Genomic DNA, 18,539 nt, shown 5'->3' with positions numbered 1-18,539 from the left:
AATGCGGAGTGCCCGCCCCACCCCCTATACTTGCGATAGAATCTGAGTCTGGGAGGGCGAATCCATGATTATTGGTATTCCAACAGAAATTAAGAACAGTGAAAACCGCGTCGCGATTACACCAGCCGGCGTGATGACGCTTGCCAAGCAGGGCCACACGGTGCTCGTACAGGCAGGTGCCGGTGTCGGCAGCGGCTTTGAAGATGCTGACTATCAGGCAGCCGGAGCGGACATGATCGCAGAAGCTGCGGACGTGTGGGCAAAATCGGACATGGTGATGAAGGTAAAAGAGCCGCTCGCATCCGAGTACGGTTATTTCCGCGAAGGACTGATCCTGTTCACGTACCTGCACCTCGCTGCAGAGCCGGCGCTTGCAGAAGCGCTGACGAAAAGCGGTGTGACAGCTATCGCTTACGAAACCGTGGAAGTAAACGGCACGCTGCCGCTCCTCACTCCGATGAGCGAAGTGGCCGGCCGCATGGCGTCCCAGATCGGCGCACAGCTGCTTGAAAAGCCCAAGTCCGGGAAAGGCATTCTGCTTTCCGGTATTCCTGGCGTGAAGCGTGGCAAAGTAACAATTATCGGCGGCGGTGTCGTCGGAACGAACGCAGCCAAAATCGCAATCGGCCTCGGCGCCGACGTGACGATGATCGACTTGAGCGCGGACCGTCTCCGTCAGCTCGACGACCAGTTCGGCAACGACATTCAGACGATTATGTCCAACCCGCTGACGATCGCAGAAGCGGTAAAGGAATCAGACCTCGTCATCGGAGCGGTGCTTATCCCAGGTGCGAAAGCGCCGAAGCTCGTCACGGAAGAGATGATCGCGTCCATGAGCGACGGCTCGGTCGTCGTCGACGTCGCGATTGATCAGGGCGGCATCATTGAAACGGTCGACCGCATTACGACGCACGACGATCCAACGTTTACGAAGCACGGCGTCGTCCACTACACGGTAGCGAACATGCCGGGTGCTGTGCCGCGCACGTCCACGATCGGACTCACGAACGTCACGATGAACTACGCGCTGCAGATTGCCAATAAAGGCGTCGACCAGGCTGTAGCGGATAACAGCGCGCTCGCAAAGGGTGTGAACACGGCAAACGGCCGCGTCACGTACGAAGCAGTGGCCCGCGATCTCGGCTACGACTACGTCACCGTGGAAAAAGCGCTCGGCGCAGACGGAATTTTCGCGTAAAAAGTGATATATTGGAGAGGGTGCCATCACCGGCACCCTCTTCTTTACGTTTACTCATTCGACTACATACAAAAAGGAGCTGAAAACGCATGGTTTCTCAGCGGACACGTGATCAGGAAAGGATGTCCACGATGAAGACAGACAGCTTTAGACAGACAACAGCCTCTATTTCCACGAGCGCCATCGAGCAGAATGCCCGTGCGTTTCACAGCCATCTCTCCCCCGGCAGCAGCCTGATGGCAGTAGTGAAAGCAAACGGCTACGGCCACGGCGCTGTGGAAGCGGCAGAAGCCGCTCTCCGAGGCGGGGCGGAGTCGCTCGGCGTTGCGATTTTGGATGAAGCGGTCGCGCTCCGGAAGGCCGGCATCACCGTGCCGCTCCTCGTCATGGGACACACCGCACCGGAATCCATGCAGACGGCAGCAGACCACGACATTGCGCTCACCATTTTTGCCGATGACGCACGGGACGAAGCGCTCCGCATCGCCGCAAGCGGTCAGCGGATCCGGATTCATTTAAAAATCGAAACCGGGATGGGCCGCATCGGTATCACGACGAAGGAGCAGCTGCTCGCGATCGCCGTGCCGCTGTTTAAGGCGGAAAACGTGGCGCTTGACGGCATGTTCACCCACTTTGCCGAAGCCGATACGCCGTCCTCTCCTTACACCGACGAGCAGTTTGCCCGCTTTCAAGCGATGGCGGCCGCCCTGGATGAGGCCGGGATAGCGATCCCTGTCAAGCACTGCTGCAACAGCGCCGGGACGATGCTGCATCCGGATAAGCACCTCGACATGGTGCGCGTCGGCATCAGCCTTTACGGCCTGCGCCCGGATCCTGACATGCCGCTTGCATTTCCGCTCGAGCAGGCGATGACTCTCACGTCTCAGATCGTATCCATCCGCCGTCTCGACGCCGGCCATACGATCAGCTACGGCCGCACGCATACGCTTACCGAGCCGCGTGACATCGCGACGCTTCCGATCGGCTACGCCGACGGCCTGCCGCGGCTTGCTTCCAATCAGGCAACCGTTACCGTAAACGGACAGGAGGCCCCGCTCGTCGGCCGCGTCTGCATGGATCAGACGATGATTGACGTCACCGGACTCGACGTGCGCGTGTATGACCACGTCACGTTTTCGATCGACCAGCTCGCCGAACTAACGGGTACGATCAATTATGAAATCGTCTGCGGCGTTAGCCCGCGCGTGCCACGAGTATACGAATAGACGAAAAAGGCGGTTCGCCCGGGATGTCCCCGTTCGAACAGCTTTTTTTCTTATGCCGCTACCGCCGCTCCATCAGGTTGAAGCCGATGCCGGCGAACACAACGCTCATGAGCAGCAGAATCGACGCCGACAATAGCAGACTCTCCATCGACGCTCCGCCGTAGGTGCTGCCAATGAGCAGGTCCATGCCGTGCTTAAGCGGCGTAAACACGCCGATTTGCTGCAGCAGCGCGGATGGCACAATCTCTATCGGCCAGAAGGCGCCCCCGAGCATCGCGATGGTCACGCCGACTAACGGAATGACCGCGTCGAGCATTTTGTAGGATTTGACGAGGCCGCTCAGCAGAATGCCGAGAGATACGATCGCGAGCACGTACGGGATCACGACGAGAAGCGTCAGCCCGAAGCCGCCGTGAAAATCGACCTGAAACACGAAGCGGAACAAAAAGAGAATGATGTACATTTGCGTCAAGCCGAATAAAAAGGCAAACAGCACATGACCGCTGTAGAGCTGCAGCTTCGTGACCGGAGACAGAATCACCCGGTCCCACGTCCCTTCCTGACGCTGGACGACGATGCTCGAAATACTGAAGGCAACGGCGTAAATCATGAAAAAGAGCATGAAGCCGAACAGTGGATGCAGCGCCGGGTCATACGGAAAGCCGCCCTCGCTCCGGTCTATCTCGTAGCTGAAGCCGTACGTATCGACGCGGTCCTGCCACGCTTCCAGATCGAGCACCTCGGCGACCGCTTCTTCCATCCCCTGCTCCCGGTAATAGCTTCTAAGCTCGGTCATCAAGAGCGCCGTCACCGGTGCTTCGTACACTTGCAGAATGGCCGCTTCCTCTTCATTTAAGATCAGCCCGTACGGGGGACTGCTGCGGCGGATCCGCTCTTCCATCCGCTCCATCGATGTCGGAAGCAGCACGATGTCATCGCCGGCGTGGGCTGAAAAGTCTTCGGCTGTTTCCGCGAGTGCCTCGTCGCTTAAGTCCTCGCTCGTAACCGGGACGGTCAGCTGCCCGCCGCCTCCGCCAAGAACCGCTGCGAACAAAATAGCGAGCAGCATGCTCCCGAAAAAGGCGAGCGGACGTCGGCGCATCGTACAGGCGTAGTGATACAGGACTGCTTTCATCTCAGACATCCTCCTTTCGCGGAAATACGAGCATTGCGGCAACAATACAAAGGATACAGAACGCGAAAACCGACACGAACATCGGGTAAATCAGCTCCGCACCGGCCCCGCCCATAACCGCAAGCAGACTCTGCATCGCCGCTCCGTTCGGGAGCATGCGGCCGATGAACGCCATCGTCTCCGACAGCTGGCTGACGTTAAAGAAGCTGCCGCCGAGAAAGGCGAGGATCGTCACGCCCGCACTTGCGAATAAGGCTGTTGCCTGCTCATTGCGCAGCCGGTAGTTAACGGCAGTGAGCAGCATCGCGAGCGAACCGACCGTCAAGGCCAGGCCGAGCGCAATCACGGCGGTTAAACCGAGACTCTGAAACGAGACGCCGAACACGAGCGAGGAGAAGCTGAAAATGACCGTAAGCTGCACGAGCGCAAGCAGCACGCCGGCGCCGCCTTTGCCGGCAACGTAGAGCCAGAGCGGCACGTTGGACGTGAGCAGTCGTTGAAACACGTACGTGCGCCGTTCCGTATGCGCGGTGCTTGCAAGAAACGTAGCCGTATAGAGTACGAACATGACGGCCATGCCTGCCGTGTAGTAATCAAAGGACGTGATGACGGAGCGGTTGTCAAGCTGGCGGGTTTCCACTTCCGTCTGCACCGCTTCCGGTACCGGTGTCTCCTCCTGCATCGCAAGATAGGCGGCTTCCTTCTGCCAGTTCAGCTCCTCAAAAAACGCCCCGGTGATGCCTTCTATGATGCCGAGCTGGCTGTCGACGCGAACGATCACCGGCTCCGGCACCTCGTCCTGTAAAAACATCTGCTGCCACGTATCGACGCGGTAGCCTTCGTCAAACTCCCAGACGCCGGCGGCATCATCCGGAACATCCGCGGCGTCGTCTATGATGCTGACCTCAAGCACCCCGTCCTCTTCCAGTGACTGAAGCATCTCCGTAAACATTTCGGGAACAGATACCGCCGCTGCTTCCTCTAGCAATGTTTCCTGCATCTCAGGCGGCATGCCTTCTGCTTCGAGCAAATCTTGAAACTGCGCAAGCGACACGTCAAGCGGTTCTTCGATGACGACGGCAGCTTCCAGCTGACCGGCGCCTGCCGCACCGGGTGACGTCATGCCCTGCAGCGCGCTCCCTAAAATCGTAATGAGAATAACCGGCATCAGCAGGAGCGTGAGCAGCTCGCTCCGCTCCCGCAGCAGCTGTTTCACTTCCTTTACGAGCATCATTCCTAGCATATGCGTTTCCTCCCTACTGCCGGAGCGTCCGGCCGGTCAGATGCAAAAACACATCCTCAAGGCTCGGGGAGCGTACTTCTACCGACTTTAGCTCCACCCCATTTTTTCGTGTCAGCTGAATGACCGTTTCCAGCACCGGAGCGTCCTTTTTCGCGGCGATGACCGCCTCATGTCCGGAGACGTGCACGCGGGTAATATCGTCGCGCGCCTTCAGCGCTTCGGCAAGCTGATCGGCGCTCTGGTTGAGAGTGACGACGATGCTGTCCTCTTCCATGAGCATCGCCTTCAGCTCGTGCTTCGTGCCGGCGGCAATGATCTCGCCGTGGTCCATAATGTAGATCCGGTCGCACAAATACTCGACTTCCTCCATGTAGTGGCTCGTGTAAATAATCGTCATGTTCTTCGTGCGGTTCAGCTCGCGCACCGTTTCCAGAATGTAGCTGCGCGACTGGGGATCGATGCCGACCGTCGGTTCATCCATAATCAACAGCTCCGGCTCGTGTAAGAGCGCGACGGCGATGTTCAGCCGCCGCTTCATCCCGCCGGAATACGTTTTCACAAACTCACCGGCCCGCTCGGTGAGCCCGACAACGTCCAGCACGTGCGCGACGCGCTCTTTCAACTCGCTCCCCTTCAGCTTGTAGGCCCGTCCGAAAAAGCGCAGATTTTCAAGCGCCGTCAAATCCTGAAACAAGGCGATCTCCTGCGGGACGACGCCGATCATGCGGCGGATAGTCGTCCGGTTTTTTTTCACCGAAAATCCGCCCGCATAAATCTCCCCCTCCGTCGGTGCAATGAGGCTTGATATCATCGAGATCGTCGTCGACTTTCCCGCTCCGTTCGGCCCGAGCAGCCCGACGATTTCTCCCTTCTCGATGTACATATTCACGCGGCTGACCGCGGTCCGCTCCTTAAATGTTTTCGTTACGTCCATCACTTCCAGCATGGCGCCCGCCTCCTTTATTATTCTCAGTGTACGACCGTCTCACAGAAAAAGGACGTAGCTTCGGTCACCTCTTTTTAACCTGCACCCATGACCTCCGTCACAAAAAAATCCCGCATAGCAGAAAGCTACACGAGATGGTGGCGGATGGCGTATATGGCAAGCTGAGTCCGGTCGCGAAGCTCCAGCTTATCCAAAATCACCGAGATATGATTTTTTACCGTGCCGACCGATAAAAATAATTCTGACGCAATTTCCTGATTCGTACGTCCGTCTCCGACGAGCATGGTGATTTCTTTTTCCCGTTTCGTCAGCGGCACGTCCGCAGGCTTTGGCTGCTCCCGCTTCATCAGATCAGGAATGATGCGTCCGGCTGTCCCTTCATCGATCGTGATGCCGCCCTCGATCGCCTTTTTCATGGCAGTGATCAGCTTTGCCGCATCGGCGTCCTTGAGCATAAAGGCCTTCGCTCCGCTCTCCAGTGCCTCGATTGCATAGGCGTCATCATCGAACGTCGTAAGCATGAGCACGGGCAGCTCCGGATGCTCGTGAATCAGCTCCCGGCACGCTTCCAGGCCGCTCTTTTCCGGCATGCGGATATCGAGCACGGCGACGTCGATCGCCGCTCCAGCTCCTTTTTCGACCGCTTCCAGGCCGTTCGCAGCCTCCACGGTGACGCGGAATTCGCCCGTTTCCTCAATCATCATTTTCAGTCCCTGGCGCACCATCTGCTGATCCTCTGCTAACAGCACCTGCTTCACGGGCGCTCCCTCCTTTCAAGCGGAAAAACGGCTTCCATCGTAAAAACGTCGCCGCCGTGCTCCCAGACGAGCCGGCCGCCGAGTGCGTCAAAGCGCTCGCTTAAGCCTCTCAGTCCGCTTCCTGCCGGGCGGTCTGTTTCCGGCGTCGTCCGGTTTTGCAGCGTCAGCACCGCCTGACGGCCGCCGCGGATCTGCACGTGCAGGCTGACGCTTCTCGTACGTCCGTGCTTCATCGCATTCGTCATGCCCTCCTGGACGAAGCGGTATACGGCGATACGCTGATCATTCGTAAACGGGGCCGATAAAAAGCCGTCCTCCGCCTTCCACTGCACCGTCATCTGTGATTCCCGCTCCAGCTTGCGGAGAAGATGCAGCACGGCATGCACGCCGGCCGGCAGCTCTTCGCTGCGCATATGCCGCACCGCTTCGCGCGTCTGTTCAAGCGCTTCGCCTGCGGTCGCTTCAATTCGCTCCGCGTCCAGCTGCAGCTGCTCCTCTCCTGCAAGCGACCGTTTTAAGACGCCGGCCTGCATGAGGAGCGCCGTCAGCTGATGACCGACCGAATCATGAATATCGCGGGCAATCCGGATCCGCTCCTCTTCGCGGACTTCCTGTTCCTGCAGCTCCACGCTGCGGCGGAGCCGGCGGTTCTCCCGCTCCAGCTCCACGGCCGTCTGCTCCGCGGCATGCGCCTTGGAGCGGTCGCGCACGTACATCATCGTGAGCGCGGTGATCGCCGCCGTAAACACAAGGAACAGCAGCTGCAGCTCCCAGACGAATACGCCGGCAAAAAAGACCGGTATGAGTACCGAAGCCGCACCGGCTGCCGCTGTCAGCACCGGATATACGTCATCAAGCATTGCTGCCGTTATGAGCGGCACCGCCATGAGCAGCAACAGCGGGTCCCCCGCCGGAAGCAGCCAGATCACAAGCAGCGCCCACGTCAGCTGGGCCAATACGACCGGGATCGTGCGAACCGGCCAGAGCAGGAGCGAAAAATAGAAGCCGAAAAACACGCTTCCGAGTACGTAAAATACGGGCCGGTCAAACGGCAGCGGTACGAATACAGCGATGACCGCTGACACCGCAGCGAGCAGACCGGCATGCAGCAAAAAGAACCGCACCGCGACACCCCCTTCTGCCCTCTATTATAGCGAAGAGGCCGAGGTGCGGACAGAGACTTTTGGAAAAAGCTGCCGCCTGCTTGCCCGTCATGCACGAAAAAAACTCCCGGATGCGTGATCCGGGAGCTGATACCTACAGCCGCTGCAGCAGTTCGTCATTTAATTTATCTGGCTCTTCCACGTGGAGTCCGTGCCCGCTTTCTTCAAACGGTACGACAGTTACCGTCGGAATGCGCTGCTCCAGTTCTTCTGCGAAGCCGTATTCGCAGATCGCGTCATGCCGCCCGTGAAAGATCGTTACGGGAACGCGAATGTGACCGGCTTCGTCGCGGAGGTCCTCATCGCGGAGCGCCTCTGCTGCTGAAATCGTCGCCTGTTTGGATGCCTGCATGCTCAAATCAAACAGCTCCTGCTTCGCTTCCTCAGACACGTCCTGGTAAAAGAAGTTTCCGCCGAAGTCCTGAAGCGCCTTTTCCCGGTCTTCGTCGATCGCCTCCATCAAGTCGTCCACGTCTTCCTTTTCCATGCCGAGGCTGTAGCCCATTCGCTTCGTAAAGCTTGGGGCAGCAGGACCGAGCAGAAACAGCTGCTCCAGTTGTTCACCGGCATATTTCACCGCATATCGGATCGCGACCGGTCCTCCCATCGAAAAGCCGACGAGCGTATACTGCTCGAGCTCCAGCTCTTTGACGACCGCTAAAATGTCGGAGGCAAACGTATCATAAATGTAGTTCTCTTCCGGCTGATCGGAGCGGCCGAAGCCCCGCAGATCAATGCCGATATACCGGTAGCCGTTTTCGATTACCGCCTGCTTCTGACGGTGGAACATCGCTTCGTTCAGCGGCCAGCCGTGGATAAAGATCACCGGCTTGCCGCTTCCTTCGTCCTCCACGTGCAAATGCACGCCGGGTGCTGTTTCAATCTGATGTGCCATGAACAGACTCCTTTCAATTCAAGGTGTATGGTGTCTCTTTCCTTCTCTTCACCCGTGTAAACGGCTCTGCGCAAAATACTGTATTTTTACAGATTAGTTTAGTACGTTAAGGGTAGAGTGTTTGAACAGGGGGGAAGAGCGATGCAGATAGTTTGGCTGAAGCGGGATTTGCGGGTGCACGATCATCGGCCGCTCACAGAAGCGTGCCGCGCCGGCGGTCCGGTGCTGATCGTGTACGTCATCGAGCCGGAGCTCTGGCAAAACGGCGACCTCTCCGAGCGGCATGCGCGCTTCATTGAGGAGTGTCTCGCGGAGATGCAGACAGAGGTGCGCAGGCTCGGCGGCGAGCTTTATACGGCCTGTACAGGGATGGTCTCCCTGCTTGAGCAGCTTGCCGCGGATGGCACGCCGCTTACGCTATACGCCCACGAAGAGCACGGAAAGCCTGATACGTTTGCGCGTGACATGGAGGTGAGGCGCTGGATGAAGGAGCGCGGATTTGCGGTTCATGAATATCCTTCCTTCGGCGTGACACGCGGGCTCCGGGACCGGAAGCAGTTTGATGAAAAATGGCAGGAAAAAATGCAGGCTCCGCTCCTGCCTGTCCCAGGCGCCATTCCGGCGCCGCCGGCTTCCCTGCCAGCCGTAGTGACGCGGCAGACGACGTTTCCGAAGCAGCTCGCTCTTCCCGGAGAGACGATCCGCTACGGGCAGCAGGGCGGAGAATCGCTCGGACTGGAAACGCTCACTGATTTTCTGGAAAACCGCTTTTACCAGTACCGCAGTCATCTAAGCAATCCGATCTCCTCCTCGACGTCCTGCAGCCGGCTGTCCCCCTACCTCGCCTGGGGCGCCCTGTCGTTTCGGCGTGCCTATCAGGAGAGTGTGCGGCGGCTCTCGCATCTGCCGAATCCACAGGACAGACGACAGCTGGAAGCGTTCATTTCCCGGCTGCACTGGCACTGTCATTTTATTCAGCGGCTTGAAGATGAGCCGGAGCTGTCGGAGCGCAACATGAACCGCGCGTTCGACACGATCCGCACCGACTGGGACGAGGACGCGTATACGCGCTGGAAAGAAGGACGGACCGGCATTCCGTTTATCGATGCAGCGATGCGCTCGCTTCATAAGACGGGCTGGATCAACTTCCGTTCGCGGGCGATGCTCGTCTCGTTCATCTGCAACACGTTGCTGCTCGACTGGCAGAAGCCGGCGCAGTTTCTCGCCCGCCAGTTTCTCGACTATGAGCCTGGCATTCATTACAGCCAGATGCAGATGCAGTCCGGGACGACCGGCTTTAACACAATCCGCATTTATAACCCGATCAAGCAGGGGCGCGAGCAGGATCCGGACGGCCGCTTCATCCGCCGCCACGTTCCCGAGCTGAAGGAATTTTCATCTGATTTCATTCACGAGCCTTGGAAAAGTCCGGCCTTCTTTCACAGTCAGTACTGCGGTGCGGTCGTTGATGTTATGGACGCAAACCGCCGGGCGCGCGAAGTACTCTGGTCCGTCCGCGACTCCGAAGCCGGCGTAAAGGAAGCGGAGCAGGGCCTGAAAAAACATGCCTCCAACTCCAGACGCAAGGAAGCCTCCGCTAAAAAACCGAAGCCTGCCTTCGAGCAGCTGTCGCTTTTTGATTTCGACGACTAGAATGCAAAAAAATAACCTGTGGGTTTTTCTCCACAGGTTATCCCCATATAATAAAGTTATCCACAATTATTATCCACATATACACAGGTGTTTCCCGCTTTTCCTCTGTTCCCCTTTCGGTTTTGAAACCGCTTTCCACTACGATTTTCCAGAAATCACTGTTCGTATATTGTAAAATTCCTTATTTTACTAAAACATCGCTGTGGAAAACTGTGTATAACATTGTGCACAACTTACGTTTCCACTTGGAATAAGGCCGGTTTTCCGCAAATAAAACAATGCGCTTCCTCCCTGTCTGTTTCCGTCAAAACAGGTGGCGGACCCCCGTCTGTCAACGTTTCATCAAGCGCTTCCTCCACGTGTTCCTTGCAGCTGTAAACCATCGTTTCCCTCCTTCAATTAGTTATCCACAGTTCTGTCTCTACCCGATTTATCCACGGGGATAAACAAAAAAAGAGCCTGGAGACAAGTTATCCCCAGACTCGTTTGTTAAAAGACCTGCTCGGAGAGGGTAATCTCTGTGGACTGCAGTTCTCCATCCCGGTAGAACGTCACTTCCATTGTATCGCCGATCTCCACAGCTGTATACAAGTAGCGGCGCAGCTCATTGGCGTCGCGGATTTCTTCGCCGTCGAGCTCCACGATCACGTCACCTTCTTCCATGCCGCCGTCCTGCGCCGGTGAATCCGGCTGCACGCCTTCGATATAAACGCCGCCTTTCACGTCTTCAGGCAGACCGAGCGTACTCTCCCAGTGAAAGGACGGGATTTCCTGCAGCGAGCGGAGGACGATGCCCATCTGCGGACGCTGCACTTCTCCATATTGTTCCAGATCCTCGATCACCGGCTGGGCGAGGTCGGCCGGAATTGCAAAGCCGATGCCTTCTACCGCATTTTGCGCGATCTTCATCGAATTGATGCCGATCACTTCTCCTTGAATGTTGACGAGCGCTCCGCCGGAATTACCCGGGTTGATCGCAGCATCCGTCTGCAAGACCTCTGCCTCCCAGTCCGGCTGCCCGTCGCCGCTGATATCGACCGGAATGCTTCGTTCGATCGAGCTGATGATGCCAAGCGTCACTGAGCCTTCGAAAGCGAGCGGATTGCCAATCGCGATGGCCGGCTCTCCGGCGCGAAGCGTGTCAGAGGAGCCGAAGTCAGCGACTGTTTCGACTTCTTCTGCGTCAATCGTCAGCACGGCAAGATCCGTCAGCTCGTCTTCACCGACGAACTCGGCAGGGACCCGCGAGCCGTCTGTAAGCGTCACATCCACTTCCGTCTGTCCCGTAGACGCTCCTTCAATCACATGTTGATTCGTTACGACAAACGCGCGGTCTTCTTCGATTTTATAGACAATGCCGGAGCCCGTTCCTTCTCCGGCAGGACCGCCGAACATGTCGCTGCTCTGATTCATATTGACGATGCCGACGACCGCATCGTGCACGCGGTCCACAGCTTCGGTCACGTCCGAGTTATGTTCAATGCTGACCGACTCCACCTGCTCCTCTGTCATGTCCTCTGCGTCCGATTCCTCTGCCTCTTCGCCGCCTGACCCGGCAGGACCGATATCATATGGCAGAAAGCCGGTTGATGAGAGAACGGGTATTGAAAACACGACGATCAACGCACCGACTATTGCCCCGATAAAGCCGGCGATTCCGGAAGAGGCACCGCGTTTTTCTTTGCCTGAACGCGTGCCGCCGTCATAATAACCCATGTCAAAAACCTCCCCTATTCCATTCATCCTTCACTATACCTAAGCGGACGCGCCGCTCTACTTATTATTTTAGTGAGAGCAGGGCTTTTCGTCTATTTATTCGCACCCACTTCGATAATTTTCCAAAAACAACGGCAGGTTTTCCGTAATCAGATCACCGCGCAGTGCTCCACGAAAAAACACCGCCGGCTCGTTCTCTGGCAGTGTCTGAATCGATCAATCAATGCGGCGCAGCTTTGTCGGGATTTCCGGGTCGGTATCAAACAGCTTAAAATCCTCCCCGGGAGCGGCGCCTTCCAGCTCCATCGTCTGCTGGACGGTCATGCGTGCAAGATCCTTCATGTTGTTATCCTTCGACAAATGGGCGAGGTAAATATCCGCCCGGCGCTTTCGCACGAGATCCGCAAGCGCGATGCCCGCATCCTCGTTGGACACGTGGCCCTCGTCGCTTAAAATGCGCCGCTTTACGCTCCACGGATAGCGGCCCATCTGCAGCATTCCGACGTCGTGGTTCGATTCAAAAATGAGCACGTCCGACTCTTCAGCTGCTGCCATCATGCGGCTGCTCACGTAGCCGGTATCCGTTAAGATCGTCAGCTTCCGCCCTTCATGCACAAAGGAAAAAAACATTGGATCGGCTGCGTCGTGGCTGACTGTAAAGCTTTCGACGTCCACGTCCGCAAACGTCTGCAGCATGCCGGTTTCAAACATAAACTGCTGCTCCGCCGGGATAGCTCCGATCATCGGCGCCATCGCCGCCCACGTTTTTTCGTTGGCGTAGACGGGCAGGCCGTAGCGCCTCGCGAGGATGCCGACTCCTTTAATATGATCGCTGTGCTCGTGGCTTACGAGGATGCCGTCCAGCGCGCTGATGGAAAGAGAAGCATCCGCGAACAGCTTTTCGATTTTCTTTCCGGAAAGTCCTGCGTCGACGAGCAGCTTCTTCTCCGGTGTTTCAATATAGATCGCATTGCCGGTGCTTCCACTTGCCAGCACGCTGAATGATAAACTCATCGCGCATCCCCCTGTTGGTTGCTCTAGCTCGTAATGTTCTGCACTTCTCCGGTGAGGGCGTTGACGAAGAACGGTTCCTCATCGACAATCACCCGCCAGACCGGAGCGTAAATTTGAAAGTTCGCGTCGACTTCCATCAAGTTATAGTAGCCGATTGTCGCACTCGAAATCGTAGAATCCGTACCGATGCCGACCTGCGGATCGTTAATAAGCCGCTCAACGACTTGCATCGGCGTCAGAAGCTCTTCTTCCACCCCTTGCTCGACGATCGTTAAATAGCGCTGCGTATAGGAAACGATCTGGTCGCTGTCGTTCAGCTCAAGCACCACGTGATAGCTGTCGCGCTCGTACTGGTCGATCATGCTGCCTTCAAACGTCTGGTACAGTCCGATCAGACCTTCCTCTTCATCGTAGGCCGCAAGCTGATATTCCTCTCCCCGGAACACATACTGCTGCATGAACGCCTCGGTGCTTGCAGACAAATTCGCCGGAGAGAAGTTGTACGGTGAATCAAGCTCCGAATAGAGCGTTGTGCTGTCGATCAGCTCGATCTCCTGGCGTTCCAGCGTCTGCTCTAAAAACGTGATGTCATCTTCAAATACGCGCTGAAAACCGGTGATCGGAGCCCCTAACAGCTCTTCTTCCGATTCTCCGAATTCAATGTTGATGCGCTGTTCCTCAATCTGTGTATCGAGCGTCATCTGCTCGATTTCGTTAATATCACCGTGGCGCTGCTTTTCAGCCAGCTGATAGCCGAGAAAGATGTTGAGCAGCATAAACGTGACGATAAAAATCGTTTTAGTCCTGCTCCAGTCCATCCTGCAGCACCTCCTCTGTAACGCTCTCTTCCGCTACGTCCACCTGATGCCACTGACCGCGGGCATAGACAAACCATACCGGTTCAAAGACGGCAATCGAATTCTGACGGCTCATATTATAAGCGACACGCGCATCTTCAACAGCTTCCAATGGAAACGCGGACATTTCATCCTCGATATACGCCTCTACCTCACTGTACGGCGGCAGTTCGACGTTCGTATCGATATCAAACGGGCGTTCCTCCAGCTGAAACATCGGACGCGAATATTCGATGATCTCATTTCCGGAACGGGTGACATCGATCGTGTAATGAGACGCTCCTGCGGCGTTGGAATCAAATATCGGCATCCCCTGCACGTGCATCGTAAACGACGCTCGGTCGTTATTGCTGCCTTCCGTCCAGGATGTCGCGTAGTAATCGTCTGTCCAGCCGAAATGGCCGTTCACAAATTCCTGACTGGCACGCACGATCGTCTGCGACGGAATTTGAGATCCGGCAGTGAGATCCGGCCGGACGTATTCCAGTACGGCTCCCCGGTTCGTCATATCCATCATGCGTGTACCGTCCGTGTACGAGCTGTCTTCCCCTTCCTGGAAGTACTGCCGTACGTAGTCCGGATCGGTGAAAAGCGTCTGAATAAACCCGTCCGGCGCAATATGCGTCGTTTCGTACGTGAACACGCGCTCCATCACCGGCTCCACCGGCAGATAGCGGACCGGCTGGAAGTTGGAATCTTCCCGCTCATTTAGTACGCGCGGTTCCACTTCCGTTTCTTCCAAAGCGATTCCCTGGCTGAAGGATTCCAGGTCTGATACCGTAACGGACGTTGGGGACTGGTACACTTCTTCTGCTTCCATGTCCACAAACCGGATCGCCACGTCAGACGGTGTGCCGCCGCTCGTTTCAGTGACGATAATGCGGTCGACGCGGTCAATTAAGATCATATCATCATCGATACCGACGAGATACTGCAGCCAGTCGCCCTCAAGCGCCTCATCAAAAATGAGCTCCATGCCGTTAAACGACCGGTTCACTCCCGGTGCATGATGACTGCCCGTAAGCTCCATTTCCTCAAGCTCAAATTCCTGCAGCGTTTCCATGATCTCCAGGTAGTTGTCTCCTGCCGGATGAACCCAGCTGCGCTCCTCTCCGCTGTGACTGATCACCTGAGACGGATAAAGCAGCTCGGTAAACGATTTGGTTTCCCCGATGTCTTCTATTTCAATATACGAATTATCTCCCTGATCCAGAACGTTGTATGCCGGCTGATACGTCGAAACGAGGTAGGTCAGCACAACACTCGTTAAAATCATGGCCCAGAGGACAAATGTTTTGACGTTCTCGATAAACGGCATTACTGCGTCACCACCTCCTGGGCATACGGCAGGCTGAAGGAGAAGGTGGTGCCTTTGCCCCATTCACTGCTGACCCAGATATTTCCCCCGTGTGCCATCGCAATCTCTTTTGCAATTGCGAGACCGAGGCCGGTGCCTCCGAGGTTACGGGACCGCGCTTTATCGACCCGGTAAAAACGGTCGAACACGTGCGGAATGTTTTCTTTCGGAATACCGACACCTTCATCCTTCACGCTGACAACGAGACGCTCCTGCTCCTGCTTCAGCGATACGTTAATCGTACCGCCCTCCGGCGAATATTTTACGGCGTTGGAGACGATATTATCCATCAGCTGCATCAGCTTGTCCCGATCGCCCTGCACGGTGATTTCCTGCTCCGGAATACGACGCTTGAACTGAATCTCCTGATTTTTCGTCGTCATCTCAAACCGGTCGATTACGTGGTTCACCAGCTGCGGCGCGTCGATCTCTGCTACGCTCACGCTGTAATCCTTGCTGTCCATTTTGGAGAGCTGAAGCAGGTCGTTGACGAGACGGATCATCCGGTCGGTTTCATTCGACGTCACTTCCAGAAACTGCGGCGCAATGTCCGGATCATTAACAGCACCGTCCTGCAGCGCCTCCAGATAGCTCTTCATCGACGTGAGCGGCGTGCGAAGCTCGTGAGACACGTTCGCGACAAATTCGCGCCGTTCTTCCTCTACGCGCTCCTGCTCGGTCACATCGTGTAAGACGGCAATCAGACCGTTCTCCGCACCGTTGTCTTTTTCTATCGTCGAGAAGTTGGCCTCGATGATCATTTCTTCCTCCTGTGCATCAAAATCGAGCAGCAGCGGATCCTGGAACCGGTACAAGTCGTTAAGCGTCATAAATTTGTCGAGCCCGAGTACGCTGGTCACGTCCTTGCCGGCGAGGTTCTCCTGGCTTTTCCCGAAGATTTCTTCTGCACGGCGGTTTACGAGAATCACGTTTCCGTTGCGGTCGGTCGCGATGACACCGTCGGTCATGTGCATGAGCACCGATGCAAGCTTGCGGCGCTCGCCTTCCGTCGTCGCATGAGCTTCCTGCAGCTTGTCGGTTAAATCGTTAAACGTTTCCGCAAGCTGACCGATCTCATCATCCCCGTAAACATTTACGTAGCGGGAGAAGTCCCCCTGCCCCATAACGACCGCCTGCTCTTTCATATCGACGATCGGACGAGTAATCGTCCGGGATAAAAAGATACCGAGCGCTGCTGTCAGACCGAGCGCGATAAACGTCCCGGCATACAGAATCTGGCTGATGTCATTGATCTGATCATACATCGCTTCCATTGAAGCCCGGATATAAACCGCTCCGACGACCTCATCGGCGTCAGACGTAACCGGCAGCGCCATGACGAGCGTCCGGTGATTGTTCAGGGAATTGAGCATAATCTCTCCTTCGGTATCCTCAATTCCGAGAAGCGCCTGCTTGACACTCAGTTCCTGCGCCCGCTGTCCCGTGACGCTTTGCGCAGGATTGGTCGAAGCCACCACAATGCTGTTCTGATCAATCACTTCCACATCAGCGGTTTCCATGTTAAACACGTCGCTTCGAAGCAGTGCGGAAATCCGTGCTTCCAGTGACTGATCCTCTTCCTCTTCTTCAGCGGTCAGCTCCTGCTCCACGTTATAGGCGAGCAGTCCGGCGCGTTCATTGAGCGTATCGCGGAAGTTGCTCTCCAGCTGGCCTTCCAGCTGCTGAGTAAAATAGACGCCGATGACCTGCATCGCGATGAGAATGAGCAGCATATAAATGACCACAATTTTGACGTGGATCGATTTATAAAAACGAATTTTTTTCATGTTCATGCATTAACTCTCCTGATCTGCCTGCCTTAAGTAATAGCCGACTCCGCGTCTTGTTACAATCCACGTCGGACTGCTCGGATTATCCTCTACTTTTTCACGCAGGCGGCGCACCGTAACGTCCACGGTGCGGACATCTCCAAAATAATCATAACCCCAGACGGCCTGAAGCAGGTGCTCCCGCGTCATGACCTGTCCGATGTGACGACCGAGGTAGTAAACCAACTCAAACTCCCGGTGGGTCAGCTCGATCGGCTCTCCCCGCTTTGTCACTAGGTAGGCATCCGGCTGAATCAGCAGCGGTCCGATCTCAATGTTCTTCGTATCCGTATCGACTTCCTCGGTCTTCTGCTTGCGGCGCAGGTTCGCTTTCACGCGCGCGACGAGCTCACGCGTGCTGAACGGCTTCGTCACATAGTCGTCCGCTCCAAGCTCCAGGCCGAGCACTTTATCGATCTCCGAGTCTTTTGCCGTCAGCATAATGATCGGCATATCATACGTTTTGCGAACTTCGCGGCATACTTCCATGCCGTCTTTATAAGGAAGCATGATGTCGAGCAGAATCAGCGCAGGCACGTGCTCTTTTACAAGCTCCACCGCCTGATTGCCGTCATACGCGCAAACGACATCAAATCCTTCCTTTTCCAGTCCAAATTTCAATATATCAGCGATTGGTTTTTCATCATCTACAACAAGAATCTTTTGCTTGTCCATACAGAACCCTCCTGTTTCTCTGCATTCCTTCTTCATTCTATCACAGATGCCGGTAAGAATATATTTCCCTCCCGGCGTCTGGTATTTCCCGGGAAATAATAAAAAACCGCACTGAAAAGCGCGGCAGATAACAGCATATACAAAAAAACTATCCTGCGCCATTGCGCGGATAGGGATCATGGTGCTGGCCAGAGGACTTGAACCCCCAACCTACTGATTACAAGTCAGTTGCTCTACCAATTGAGCTAGGCCAGCATAAAAAGTGGTGGCTCGGGACGGAATCGAACCGCCGACACACGGATTTTCAGTCCGTTGCTCTACCGACTGAGCTACCGAGCCAATTTATGCAAAAAAAATGGCGGTCCCGACGGGAATCGAACCCGCGATCTCCTGCGTGACAGGCAGGCATGTTAACCGCTACACCACGGGACCATTCTTTCAGACCAGCTATCATATGTAAATTGGTTGCGGGGGATGGATTTGAACCATCGACCTTTGGGTTATGAGCCCAACGAGCTACCAGACTGCTCCACCCCGCGGCATTAAGAGTGCGGTTGTTGTGAACCGCAACAAAATTTATTATACGCTGCTCCCATTCAGAAGTCAACGGTTTTTTCTGCAGATAAGCGGCGAATCTTTTCGTCACCTTCGGCTTCCGTCTGCGGTCACTTACGAGAGTAAGCTCCCTTGCCTTCAACCTTGCTTCCTCAACCTTCTTGCTTCTCTGCAGAAAAAGGTTTGGGGACTGCGGCGAATCTTTTCGTCACCTTCGGCTTCCGTCTGCGGTCACTTACGAGAGTAAGCTCCCTTGCCTTCAACCTTGCTTCCTCAACCTTCTTGCTTCTCTGCAGAAAAAGGTTTGGGGACTGCGGCG

General features: G+C 55.9%; 16 protein-coding genes and 4 tRNA genes. 3 read left to right on the top strand and 17 right to left on the bottom strand.

All coding sequences use genetic code 11. The annotated features are described in order from the left end of the window. Positions 1-64: 64 nt before the first annotated feature. Positions 65-1,198, top strand: a complete 1,134-nt coding sequence (gene ald / locus HCN83_RS10340; RefSeq protein ID WP_168006981.1) for an alanine dehydrogenase — start codon at positions 65-67, stop codon at positions 1,196-1,198. Between the two features lie 131 nt (positions 1,199-1,329). After that, positions 1,330-2,424, top strand: a complete 1,095-nt coding sequence (gene alr / locus HCN83_RS10335; RefSeq protein ID WP_168006980.1) for an alanine racemase — start codon at positions 1,330-1,332, stop codon at positions 2,422-2,424. Between the two features lie 58 nt (positions 2,425-2,482). Here alr and HCN83_RS10330 read toward each other — a convergent pair whose 3' ends face one another. From HCN83_RS10330 to HCN83_RS10305, 6 genes are all read right to left on the bottom strand, one after another. Then, on the bottom strand, positions 2,483-3,559 hold the full coding sequence (locus HCN83_RS10330; RefSeq protein WP_168006979.1) for an ABC transporter permease: 1,077 nt from the start codon (positions 3,557-3,559) through the stop codon (positions 2,483-2,485). A gap of 1 nt (position 3,560) precedes the next feature. Next, positions 3,561-4,802 (bottom strand): ABC transporter permease, encoded by a 1,242-nt coding sequence (locus tag HCN83_RS10325; RefSeq protein ID WP_168006978.1) that lies wholly within the window; start codon positions 4,800-4,802, stop codon positions 3,561-3,563. 13 nt (positions 4,803-4,815) lie between these two features. Continuing rightward, entirely contained in the window at positions 4,816-5,748 is a 933-nt protein-coding gene (locus HCN83_RS10320; protein ID WP_168006977.1) for an ABC transporter ATP-binding protein, read from the bottom strand. A 125-nt stretch (positions 5,749-5,873) separates the two neighbouring features. Continuing rightward, the gene (locus HCN83_RS10315; protein ID WP_168006976.1) at positions 5,874-6,506 is read right to left on the bottom strand and encodes a response regulator; all 633 of its coding nucleotides are present in this window, start codon (positions 6,504-6,506) and stop codon (positions 5,874-5,876) included. Beyond that, positions 6,503-7,630 (bottom strand): histidine kinase, encoded by a 1,128-nt coding sequence (locus tag HCN83_RS18775; RefSeq protein WP_168006974.1) that lies wholly within the window; start codon positions 7,628-7,630, stop codon positions 6,503-6,505. The genes HCN83_RS10315 and HCN83_RS18775 overlap by 4 nt, the downstream gene beginning before the upstream one ends. A gap of 133 nt (positions 7,631-7,763) precedes the next feature. Then, positions 7,764-8,564 carry an alpha/beta fold hydrolase gene (locus tag HCN83_RS10305; protein WP_168006972.1) on the bottom strand — a complete coding sequence of 267 codons (801 nt, stop codon included), beginning with the start codon at positions 8,562-8,564 and terminating at the stop codon, positions 7,764-7,766. Positions 8,565-8,705: 141 nt separating this feature from the next. Between HCN83_RS10305 and HCN83_RS10300 the strand changes: the two genes are divergently transcribed. Continuing rightward, a complete protein-coding gene (locus HCN83_RS10300; RefSeq protein ID WP_168006970.1) occupies positions 8,706-10,217 on the top strand; it encodes an FAD-binding domain-containing protein in 1,512 nt (503 codons plus the stop codon). A 233-nt stretch (positions 10,218-10,450) separates the two neighbouring features. Here the strand turns inward: HCN83_RS10300 and HCN83_RS10295 are convergent, their stop codons facing one another. From HCN83_RS10295 to HCN83_RS10245, 11 genes are all read right to left on the bottom strand, one after another. Continuing rightward, entirely contained in the window at positions 10,451-10,600 is a 150-nt protein-coding gene (locus HCN83_RS10295; RefSeq protein WP_168006968.1) for a CxxH/CxxC protein, read from the bottom strand. 106 nt (positions 10,601-10,706) lie between these two features. Continuing rightward, the gene (locus HCN83_RS10290; protein ID WP_168006966.1) at positions 10,707-11,933 is read right to left on the bottom strand and encodes a S1C family serine protease; all 1,227 of its coding nucleotides are present in this window, start codon (positions 11,931-11,933) and stop codon (positions 10,707-10,709) included. A gap of 216 nt (positions 11,934-12,149) precedes the next feature. Further along, on the bottom strand, positions 12,150-12,947 hold the full coding sequence (locus HCN83_RS10285) for an MBL fold metallo-hydrolase (protein WP_168006964.1): 798 nt from the start codon (positions 12,945-12,947) through the stop codon (positions 12,150-12,152). Positions 12,948-12,970: 23 nt separating this feature from the next. Then, complete coding sequence (locus HCN83_RS10280; protein ID WP_168006962.1) at positions 12,971-13,765, bottom strand: two-component system regulatory protein YycI; 795 nt, start codon at positions 13,763-13,765, stop codon at positions 12,971-12,973. Beyond that, positions 13,746-15,122: a YycH family regulatory protein gene (locus HCN83_RS10275; RefSeq protein WP_168006960.1), complete on the bottom strand. Its 1,377-nt coding sequence runs from the start codon at positions 15,120-15,122 to the stop codon at positions 13,746-13,748. Before HCN83_RS10275 ends, HCN83_RS10280 begins: the two co-directional genes overlap by 20 nt. Next, positions 15,122-16,948 (bottom strand): cell wall metabolism sensor histidine kinase WalK, encoded by a 1,827-nt coding sequence (gene walK, locus HCN83_RS10270; protein ID WP_168007062.1) that lies wholly within the window; start codon positions 16,946-16,948, stop codon positions 15,122-15,124. Before walK ends, HCN83_RS10275 begins: the two co-directional genes overlap by 1 nt. A 9-nt stretch (positions 16,949-16,957) precedes the next feature. Beyond that, positions 16,958-17,665 (bottom strand): response regulator YycF, encoded by a 708-nt coding sequence (gene yycF, locus HCN83_RS10265; RefSeq protein ID WP_168006958.1) that lies wholly within the window; start codon positions 17,663-17,665, stop codon positions 16,958-16,960. A 179-nt stretch (positions 17,666-17,844) separates the two neighbouring features. Next, positions 17,845-17,920: transfer RNA gene (locus HCN83_RS10260), tRNA-Thr, on the bottom strand. 8 nt (positions 17,921-17,928) lie between these two features. Beyond that, positions 17,929-18,004: transfer RNA gene (locus HCN83_RS10255), tRNA-Phe, on the bottom strand. 17 nt (positions 18,005-18,021) lie between these two features. Further along, positions 18,022-18,097: transfer RNA gene (locus HCN83_RS10250), tRNA-Asp, on the bottom strand. Between the two features lie 30 nt (positions 18,098-18,127). Further along, a tRNA-Met gene (locus HCN83_RS10245) sits at positions 18,128-18,204 on the bottom strand. Positions 18,205-18,539: the final 335 nt, after the last annotated feature.

The organism is Alkalicoccus luteus, from assembly GCF_012034335.1.
Taxonomy (GTDB): domain Bacteria; phylum Bacillota; class Bacilli; order Bacillales; family Salisediminibacteriaceae; genus Alkalicoccus; species Alkalicoccus luteus_A.
This window is presented reverse-complemented; position numbering and strand designations above follow the sequence as displayed.

Bases quoted from the DNA above. Each gene is read 5' to 3' on its own strand.
- ald (WP_168006981.1), top strand. From the start codon at position 65: ATGATTATTGGTATTCCAACAGAAATTAAGAACAGTGAAAACCGCGTC.
- alr (WP_168006980.1), top strand. From the start codon at position 1,330: ATGAAGACAGACAGCTTTAGACAGACAACAGCCTCTATTTCCACGAGC.
- HCN83_RS10330 (WP_168006979.1), bottom strand. From the start codon at position 3,559: ATGAAAGCAGTCCTGTATCACTACGCCTGTACGATGCGCCGACGTCCG.
- HCN83_RS10325 (WP_168006978.1), bottom strand. From the start codon at position 4,802: ATGCTAGGAATGATGCTCGTAAAGGAAGTGAAACAGCTGCTGCGGGAG.
- HCN83_RS10320 (WP_168006977.1), bottom strand. From the start codon at position 5,748: ATGCTGGAAGTGATGGACGTAACGAAAACATTTAAGGAGCGGACCGCG.
- HCN83_RS10305 (WP_168006972.1), bottom strand. From the start codon at position 8,564: ATGGCACATCAGATTGAAACAGCACCCGGCGTGCATTTGCACGTGGAG.
- HCN83_RS10300 (WP_168006970.1), top strand. From the start codon at position 8,706: ATGCAGATAGTTTGGCTGAAGCGGGATTTGCGGGTGCACGATCATCGG.
- HCN83_RS10295 (WP_168006968.1), bottom strand. From the start codon at position 10,600: ATGGTTTACAGCTGCAAGGAACACGTGGAGGAAGCGCTTGATGAAACG.
- HCN83_RS10290 (WP_168006966.1), bottom strand. From the start codon at position 11,933: ATGGGTTATTATGACGGCGGCACGCGTTCAGGCAAAGAAAAACGCGGT.
- HCN83_RS10285 (WP_168006964.1), bottom strand. From the start codon at position 12,947: ATGAGTTTATCATTCAGCGTGCTGGCAAGTGGAAGCACCGGCAATGCG.
- HCN83_RS10280 (WP_168006962.1), bottom strand. From the start codon at position 13,765: ATGGACTGGAGCAGGACTAAAACGATTTTTATCGTCACGTTTATGCTG.
- HCN83_RS10275 (WP_168006960.1), bottom strand. From the start codon at position 15,122: ATGCCGTTTATCGAGAACGTCAAAACATTTGTCCTCTGGGCCATGATT.
- walK (WP_168007062.1), bottom strand. From the start codon at position 16,948: ATGAAAAAAATTCGTTTTTATAAATCGATCCACGTCAAAATTGTGGTC.
- yycF (WP_168006958.1), bottom strand. From the start codon at position 17,665: ATGGACAAGCAAAAGATTCTTGTTGTAGATGATGAAAAACCAATCGCT.